Origin of the sequence: Leuconostoc sp. BM2 (assembly GCF_002095565.1) — a bacterium.
Classification (GTDB): Bacteria; Bacillota; Bacilli; order Lactobacillales; family Lactobacillaceae; genus Leuconostoc; species Leuconostoc falkenbergense.
Genome location: NZ_MOWQ01000018.1, coordinates 24,203 through 32,960 on the forward strand (window position 1 = coordinate 24,203; position 8,758 = coordinate 32,960).

Annotated in this window: 10 protein-coding genes and 1 tRNA gene; all 11 read left to right on the forward strand. The window is 39.5% G+C overall.

The annotated features are described in order from the left end of the window. The first annotated feature begins 128 nt into the window (after window positions 1–128). Entirely contained in the window at window positions 129–1,052 is a 924-nt protein-coding gene (locus tag BMG01_RS06190) for an exopolyphosphatase (protein ID WP_004915667.1), read from the forward strand. After that, window positions 1,045–2,250, forward strand: a complete 1,206-nt coding sequence (locus tag BMG01_RS06195) for a hydroxymethylglutaryl-CoA reductase, degradative (RefSeq protein WP_004915669.1) — start codon at window positions 1,045–1,047, stop codon at window positions 2,248–2,250. The genes BMG01_RS06190 and BMG01_RS06195 overlap by 8 nt, the downstream gene beginning before the upstream one ends. Next, on the forward strand, window positions 2,234–3,187 hold the full coding sequence (locus BMG01_RS06200) for a hypothetical protein (RefSeq protein WP_004915674.1): 954 nt from the start codon (window positions 2,234–2,236) through the stop codon (window positions 3,185–3,187). Before BMG01_RS06195 ends, BMG01_RS06200 begins: the two co-directional genes overlap by 17 nt. Before the next feature lie 3 nt (window positions 3,188–3,190). Beyond that, window positions 3,191–3,892: an NAD-dependent protein deacylase gene (locus BMG01_RS06205; protein WP_004915676.1), complete on the forward strand. Its 702-nt coding sequence runs from the start codon at window positions 3,191–3,193 to the stop codon at window positions 3,890–3,892. Between the two features lie 81 nt (window positions 3,893–3,973). Beyond that, window positions 3,974–4,894 carry a cation diffusion facilitator family transporter gene (locus BMG01_RS06210; protein ID WP_004915677.1) on the forward strand — a complete coding sequence of 307 codons (921 nt, stop codon included), beginning with the start codon at window positions 3,974–3,976 and terminating at the stop codon, window positions 4,892–4,894. Between the two features lie 359 nt (window positions 4,895–5,253). Then, on the forward strand, window positions 5,254–6,657 hold the full coding sequence (locus tag BMG01_RS06215) for an Nramp family divalent metal transporter (protein WP_036067806.1): 1,404 nt from the start codon (window positions 5,254–5,256) through the stop codon (window positions 6,655–6,657). 13 nt (window positions 6,658–6,670) lie between these two features. Next, window positions 6,671–7,138, forward strand: a complete 468-nt coding sequence (locus BMG01_RS06220; RefSeq protein WP_004915682.1) for a universal stress protein — start codon at window positions 6,671–6,673, stop codon at window positions 7,136–7,138. A 163-nt stretch (window positions 7,139–7,301) separates the two neighbouring features. Beyond that, window positions 7,302–7,913, forward strand: a complete 612-nt coding sequence (locus tag BMG01_RS06225; protein WP_004915685.1) for a cadmium resistance transporter — start codon at window positions 7,302–7,304, stop codon at window positions 7,911–7,913. A 7-nt stretch (window positions 7,914–7,920) separates the two neighbouring features. After that, window positions 7,921–8,265 (forward strand): helix-turn-helix transcriptional regulator, encoded by a 345-nt coding sequence (locus BMG01_RS06230; protein WP_004915687.1) that lies wholly within the window; start codon window positions 7,921–7,923, stop codon window positions 8,263–8,265. A 63-nt stretch (window positions 8,266–8,328) separates the two neighbouring features. Beyond that, window positions 8,329–8,412: transfer RNA gene (locus BMG01_RS06235), tRNA-Leu, on the forward strand. 266 nt (window positions 8,413–8,678) lie between these two features. Then, window positions 8,679–8,758 (forward strand): helix-turn-helix domain-containing protein (locus tag BMG01_RS10950; RefSeq protein ID WP_143471347.1); only part of this gene is annotated, 80 nt, incomplete at its 3' end.

Genomic DNA, 8,758 nt, shown 5'->3' on the forward strand with positions numbered 1-8,758 from the left:
AACCAATTAATAAATAATCGTGATTTTATTAATATATTATTACTATTTTAAGAAGTTATCCTTGTTATCGGTTGCTATGATGAGATGTGTTACAATTAAATTATTAAAATCAAAATTAGGATAACACTATGAGCTATTTAGCAATCGTTGACCTAGGCAGCAACTCTGCTCGAATGGTGGTCGAAGAATTACATAAAGATGGCACTTATACCGAGATTGTTCGGGAAAAGCAGGACACTCGCATTGCGCAAAATATGGGTGCGGAGTTGATTTTGCAAGAAGAACCAATGGCGAGAACCATTGGTGCATTGCGCTATTTTCAGACGCGCTATGCGAGGTTTGAACCTGAAGTACGTGCTATCACAACGGCTGCTGTGAGAACAGCCCAAAATCAATCAGAATTTTTGAAACGTGTGAAAGCAGCCACTGGCATCACATTTCAAGTCCTAACAGGCGATCAAGAAGCTTATTACGACTATTTAGGTGTTCAAGCAACGCTAAAAGTTGATGCGGGGGTAATTTTAGACACCGGTGGTGCATCAGTTGAACTCATTGCCATTAACCACGCAAAAAATATGGCTGCGGTCAGTTTGCCATTTGGTGCGGTGAATTTATCCGAGCAATTCATGTTAGCCAATGATGTGATTCAGAGCAACATTGAGGTGGCTAGTGAGTATATTGTGCAATCTTATCAAAATTTACCTTGGTTATCTTCACAAAAAGGACAGCCTGTTATTTTGTTGGGTGGCGCTAATCGTTCATTAGCACGCATGGCACGCACACGGTCTGGCGAAGCAGAAATTAATCAAATTCACGGTTATGAGATGTCCTACGAATTGGTGATGTCTATCTTTGATGAAATTCGTTATATGACACGAGCAGACCGCGAACAAGTGGCTGGCCTTGAAACAACACGCGCCGACATCATTATTAGCGGGCTTTTACCACTCGTTAATCTGATGCGTTTGATTGAAGCACCGAAAGTTATTTTCTCAGAAAGTGGGGTTCGCGAAGGTTTAATCGCGGAAACTTTATCACAAATACATGACTAAGAAGTTTTATGAATTAACACCTGACGAACGGTTGGCGTTGTTAGCGATTGATGATGATATCCGTACCGCTTTGTCAGAACAACAAAGTACGGTGAATGCACAACTAGTTGAAAACTATATTAGTGATTTTCGAGTGCCAATGGGTGTTGTACGTGATTTACTAATTAATCAACAGCATTATCAAGTGCCAATGGCAACCGAAGAACCTAGCGTGATTGCTGCTGCCAATAATGGCGCAAAAATGTTGTCTGCTGGCATTGATGTTCAGATTGGTCGCACAGCGATGATCGGTCAAATGATGTTTGTAACTGAAAAATCTTTAGCTGATTTTGTACAAGCTCATCGTTTAGAAATATTCGATATTGCGCGACAAGCACGACCATCAATCTATCAACGTGGTGGTGGTCTTTTAGACGTCGTTGTGCGTCAGGTCTCTGAAAATGAAACAAGCGTTGACTTTATTATTGATACAAAAGACGCTATGGGTGCCAACATTGTCGATACTATTTTGGAGGCTGAGTTACCACTTTTTGAATCGTTTAATCCACTGGGGGTTATTTTATCTAACTATGCGACACATCAGTTAGTGACAGCCACGGCTGACATTGTATTTGAACGGGTGCGTGGCGAACACGTAGCGCGTCAAATTGTTGCGCTCAATCATTTTGCGCAAAGTGATCCTTATCGCGCGACAACAGAAAATAAGGGGCTTTTTAATGGTGTCAGTGCAGTGGTTTTGGCGACTGGCAATGATTGGCGTGCCGTTGAGGCGAGTGGGCATGCTTATGCCAGCCGTAACGGACAATATCAGGCACTGACAACTTGGTCCATCAAAGATAACCAATTGCACGGCGAACTGACTATGCCAATTAGCGTGGGAACAGTTGGCGGTGCGATTTCTGTACTGCCAGCTGCTCAAAACGCCTTAGCTATACTGGGACAGGTCAATGCAGATGAGCTACGTATGGTCATTGTCTCAGTTGGTTTAGCACAAAACTTAGCTGCCCTCAAGGCAATTGTTAGCGGTGGCATTCAGCAAGGACATATGCGTATGCAATACCGTGCATTAGCCATGCAAGTCGGTGCTGAAGTTTCAGAAGTTAAACGCTTGGTGCCAAGATTGATGGCTGAAAAGCATGTTGATACTGAGTTAGCAACTAAAATATTAATGGAGATAAGAAATGAATCCAAAAGTTAAATCTTTACTAGATGCTGTCAATCAGCTTTATCCCGGCACAGTTATGAGCCGAGTGGGCACTGAAAATACTGGTGCTTTGCACATTGACCGTGTTAATCAAGAAGTTTTGGGGCAACGTTTATTGATTGAAGTTGCAGAAGAAACTGAGAGTGATTTTTTATTAGCTAATGAGTTATTGAAGATGCTATTAACCTTTAATGGGATAACACCGCAAGTATTTTTTGCATTAACATTTAATGATGACAAATTAGATGAGCAATTAATTCAAATTGCAACGCGTATGCATCGCATAGTTGTCCACGCGATTACTTACCGAGAATTAGCATCCAAGCAAATGTTAACACAGCAAACAGCTGATGCTTATTTGGCAGGTGTTCAATCTGAATTAACACCAGAGAATGGTGATCTGGATGATGAGAGTTTATGGCGTTTGCTTATGGTATTAGATGCCTTGGTATTTGCCGATAATTTAGTTGAGGCCAGTGATTTTACAGCTGTTCTAGCAAATAACTATCCGCTAGCTTATACGGCGGCTCAGACACTTGCTGAACCCATTTTAAGGGCAGATTTGAAGCAATCACGCCAAATTCGACACCAAATGGTAACACTATTTGTCGGTCTTGACGATGTGTTAAAAAAGTGGGGAAAGCCTACTGTAAATGCAAAAGAGTACGTCACTTTAACAAGTGTTTTGTCTCAACGCCAACTGGCACTACCAGTCAATCAAGTGTTTACCATTTTCCATTCAGAAATGACAGATTTTCAGACCAAAAAGACAGCTTATGTCGGTCTAAATAAGGGGGATGAGCAAAATAGTTTTGTCATCACACCACCCGAAAACGAAGCAGATCGACCAGCTTTTTTCAAAGCACTATATGCTATGAAAGTCTCAGAATTGTTTAAAAAATTGGCATTACCTTACATTGAAAGAGTTTAAATTATGTTAGTCACACCAGAAATTCAAAAGCGCTTTGACGACGCTAATCATATCGTGTTTATGACAGGAGCGGGCGTGTCGACCATCTCGGGCATTCCTGATTACCGTTCTAAAGGTGGAATATATGATGGTGTTGCCTTACGACCAGAGTACTTGTTGAGTGCCACGGCTTTTCAAAATGAATCGGAAAAACAATATCAATTTATGATTGATAATATGTATTTTCCTGAAGCTAAACCGAATGTTATTCATGACAAAATAGCTGCTTTGACACAAGCTAACCGAGCTAAAATTATCACGCAAAATGTTGATGACTTACATGTTAAAGCAGGCTCGAAGCCAGAAAATTTGATTCGTTTTCATGGTTCTCTCTATGATATTTATGCACCACGTGACGGCAAAAAAGCCGATTATCATGACTATTTGCAGAGCATGAGAAGAGCTGATGGTGCCATTTTACGACCAAGAATTACTTTTTATGAGGAAATGCCTTTTGAGGTGGAACGTTCAGCACTTTGGGTCCGGGAAGCTGATTTGATTGTGATTGTGGGGACGAGTTTTCAGGTTTATCCATTTGCTGGATTGCTGCAATATGCTAATCCGCAAGCGACAGTGATGTCGGTTAATTTAGAATATATTGCCACACCATATCACATTGATCAAATTGTGGGTGACGCTGGTGACTTTTTCGCGGCATTATCTTAATCTGTTAGCGAACTTGAAATATATGAACAATTATTCATATTAAGTGGTAGAATAAGAGTAGCATATTTCAAGGGAGACGAGATGATACATACAAATCAAACTTTAAAAATGAAACAAAGGCCTTATGTTATTGGCATTACACTGAACATTGTGTTTGTTTTGGCAGAATTAGTTTTTGCAAAAATTGCTCATTCAACTGCGCTATTTGCTGATGCTTTTCACAATTTGAGTGACGTGTTAGCACTCATAATTGCTTGGTTAGCGGTGGTTGTTTTTGGTTTGAAAGCCACTAAACAGCATACTTATGGTTGGCATAATATGTCAATATTAGCTAGCATTTTTAACTCTTTACTCTTAATATTTGCCGTGGTAACTATCTTCTATGAGGGCATTAGAGATTTAATTACTGCTAATGTTAGTCATGCGAGTGGTGCCACAATTATGATTGTGGCAGCTGTTGGTATTGTGATTAATTTTTCAACTGCGTTCTTGTTTAGAGTTTCCGGTGTACCTGATGAACACGGACATCAGTCACATGACCTCAATGAAAAAACGGCGTACGTTCACTTATTAGCTGATGCAGGTGTGTCTTTGGGCGTTGTTGTGGCTGGCTTGCTCATTCAATGGACAGGTTTGGTTGCAATTGATGCGATTGTTTCGATGATTATTGGCGTAGTGATTGCGGTGACCTCTTGGCCAATGGTTAAATCAACGTTTAACTTGGCTCTAAATGGCGTGCCAGATGGCATTGATGAGGTAGCTGTTGCGGAATATATTGCTAACCATAGCGGTGTGGCGCAGTTTCACGATTTGCATATATGGCCATTATCAACCACAGAAACTGCGTTAACAGTGCATCTTTCCTTGAACAGCACTAGTACAGGTGATGCACAGATGATTTTGGAAGACATTACCAGCGCTCTTCGAACAACCTTCCATATTAGTCATGTCACCATTCAAATTGAAACATCTAGCTTTGACCAAACGTGCAATCAAATTTAAAATTGTAATGTTACGCAAATGTAATAATCTAATGAAAGGGTTTTCAAAAGTTGATTTAGAGACAATTTTCTTTCATTTTAATCACCAAAAAGGCGAATTTTTAAAATGCGCTTTTTTTTGTTGTTGACGTTTTGCGAATAGCGTGTAATATGTAATATGTACTGGAACGACAATAGTCGAGTTAGGTAATTTTCATAAGCTTTCAACTACGGTGTTGAATGAAATCCTTTATGAAATTTATTTAGCACTTGTTGTATCTGTTTGGCACGCAGTAAGTTTGCCGACAAGTGAATATTCACGATATGTCAAGTCGAAATTCGTTTATTTTGTTCTGAGGAGAAATCTAAAGGAGAGATAGAATGCAAGATTCTACAAGCGTTAACTCAAAGCATCATCTAGTTCAAAATGCTGATGACACTTTGAGTTTGAGTGATGTTAACAGCTCGATTGAAGCACCGAAAGATGGTTCATTCTGGCGAAAATTATTAGCCTTTTCAGGTCCTGGTGCTCTTGTTGCCGTTGGTTATATGGATCCTGGTAACTGGGTAACCTCTGTTGGTGGTGGTGCGCAGTATCGCTATGTTTTGTTATCAGTCGTATTGATTTCATCATTGATTGCTATGATGTTACAATATATGGCTGGTAAGTTGGGTATTGTCAAACATGAAGATTTGGCACAAGCGACGCGTGATCGCACTAACAAACCAGGTGGTATTGCACTTTGGATTATGACAGAGTTAGCATTGATGGCCACAGATATCGCTGAAGTTATTGGTGGCGCGATTGCCTTACACTTGTTGTTTGGCTGGTCAATGATTGCCTCTGTTCTGACAACAGCATTTGATGTTGTGTTGCTGCTGTTGCTAATGAAGTTTGGTTTCCGAAAGATTGAAGCGATTGTTATGACACTTATCATCACAATCTTGGTTATCTTTGCTTACCTCGTTGTGTTATCAAAGCCTGAATTGACAGCTTTGTTTGGTGGTTATTTGCCACAATTACAAGATTTAAGTAGTGCTTCACCTATTGGTGGTGGCGACTCTAAGTTGACACTGACTTTGGGTATCATTGGTGCTACGGTTATGCCCCACAACCTTTACTTGCACTCATCAATTTCACAAACACGTAAGGTTGATCGTAACGACAAATCTGCAATGAAAGAAGCTGTTCGCTTCATGACATGGGATTCAAATATCCAATTGTCTTTGGCTTTTGTCATCAATTCATTGCTTTTAATTTTAGGAGCGGCTTTGTTCTTTGGTCACGCTGATAAAGTGGGTACTTTTGGTTCAATGTATAACGCCTTGGGTGATAAGACGATTGCGGGAGCGGTTGCTTCGCCTATCTTATCAACATTGTTTGCGGTAGCACTGCTGGCATCAGGTCAAAATTCAACCATTACTGGAACATTGACTGGTGAAATTATTATGGAAGGCTTCCTGCACATGCGTATTCCAATGTGGTTACGTCGTGTTGTAACGCGTGGATTAGCGCTTATTCCAGTTGTTGCCTTTACATTAATTTATGGTGGTGCCGAAGACAAACTGGATCAATTGCTAGTTTATTCACAGGTCTTCTTGTCAATTGCTTTGCCATTTGCTATGGCACCATTGATTTTATTCACGTCATCGAAGAAGATTATGGGTAAAGAATTTGCTAACCCAATGTGGATGACAGTTTTGGGATGGATTACATTCGCTGTCTTAACAGTTTTGAATATTCAATTGGTTATTCAAATTATTGGTCAACTATTTGGTGCCTAAGAGGAGAGATAACATGAGTGAATTAAACTTAAACATCGAACCAATGCAATTTAAGAACATCTTAGTTGGTGTTGACGAATCACAGCAAGGCTACTTTGCTTTGGCTAATGCGATTCATCAGGCCAGTGAAGATGGGGCGAAGTTGACAATCGCCACAGTTTTGGAAATGGGTGATTTGTCAACAATCGATGCGTTACATCTTGATTTTATTAAAGAAAAACGAGCCGAATTTGAAGCTAATTTAGAAAAATATCGTGCCTATGCTGTCTCAAAAGGGGCAACTAATGTTGAAACGATTTTTGCGGATGGTGCTAAGGCAGGCGAAGTGCTTGTACAAGACATCGCACCACGCGTTGGCGCTGACTTGATTGTTGTTGGTGCACATTCACGTGAAGGTTTCTGGGGATCACTTGGTTCACAAGCTGCCTACATTGCACGTCATGCCAAGATTTCATCAATGGTTGCACGTCACGATAGTTAATGACATAACTGCTAATTGATTCAAGCCGTTATTTTGGATGGTATACACTGTTCACAAAAATAATGGTTAATATCATGAGGCAGTTATTTTTTACGCTATACATGAAAATAAATTCATGTTATACTTTATATGAATAGAAATTCATATAAAGGAAATTGAGTCTATGTTACAAACATTAATGACGGCAGCACTATCATATATTGGCACGACCACTGATTATTTCGTTATTCTGTTATTTATTTTTGGACAATATCGTCAATCAGCACAAGTACGATCAGTCGTTTTCGGCGCTTACCTTGGTAATGCGATGTTAGTGATGATTTCGGTATTCATTGCTTTGGGACTAAAACAAGTGCCTGAAGAATGGCTATTAGGCTTGTTGGGTATTTTACCAATTATTATTGGTATCAAAAATTATTATTCAGACTCGGATGAAGTAGCTGAAGTTGCGGATAATTTACGTCAATCCGGTAAAAAACAACTAATTCTCAAAATGGTAGGAATTACAATCGCAACCTGTGGTGCTGATAACATTGCGCTGTATGTGCCATATTTTACAACGATTAATTTAACCTTGTTACCATTAATTTTTGCAATTTTTATTGTGATTTTATCGTTAGCTTTATTGCTTGCTTATAAAGTGACACAAATGCCAATTGTCTATCAATTGTTGGAACGTTTTGGTGATAGAGTACAGCTAATTATCTATGTTGCGCTTGGTATTTATGTTATGTTCGCAGCTGGTACATTACAACATTTATTTACCCTGTTATAATAAGGTTATGAAAAAAGATGTCATTATTGAACTTGAAACAATTTTTAAATTATTGGGTAATCGCCAGCGATTAACGATTTTAGAGCTTTTGCGTGAACGCGCTTATAGCGTCTCAGAAATCATTGCAATCTTGGATATGGAACAATCAGCTGTTTCTCATCAGTTGAAACTCTTGCGTGAAGCACAATTAGTGCAAACCCAACGTCAAGGGCGTGAAATTCTATATTGCTTGAGCGATTCTCACGTTTTGACGCTTTTAGACAACGCCCTGAATCACGTTTCGCACGTTCTTAAACAAGAAACGCACGAAGAATTTTTGGCTGAAGAAAGAGAAAAAAATAAAAAGGGTTGACAGGATAGTGATATCTTGGTATTCTAGTGTAGTTGTTTGAAATCAGACAACCACATAGCGTATGCCGCTGTGGCGGAATTGGCAGACGCGCTGGACTCAAAATCCAGTGGTGGCAACACCGTGTGGGTTCGACTCCCACCGGCGGCATAATTAAGATAATAATGAGTGGAATTAAGCGAAACGCTTGGTCTCACTCATTTTTTATTGGCTACACCAGCAATGCTTGCTGAATTTGAAAAAATTGTTAGTCTGCTTATCAGCCTTTACAAGCTCCTAAAATTAAAATCTAACAAAAAAGATATCGAATCAATTTCGATATGGTAGATTGTAAAATTAAACCGAACACTTGAATAAAAAAGCCGCAGCGCCTTTAATGGTAATTGTCTAAAACAACCATAAAGGAACTGCGACTCATGACTAGTTTATCATCTCAAGAACGCACTGTCATTCAAACTTTACTCGAATTGAATTATTCTGTTCGTGCCATTGCGCG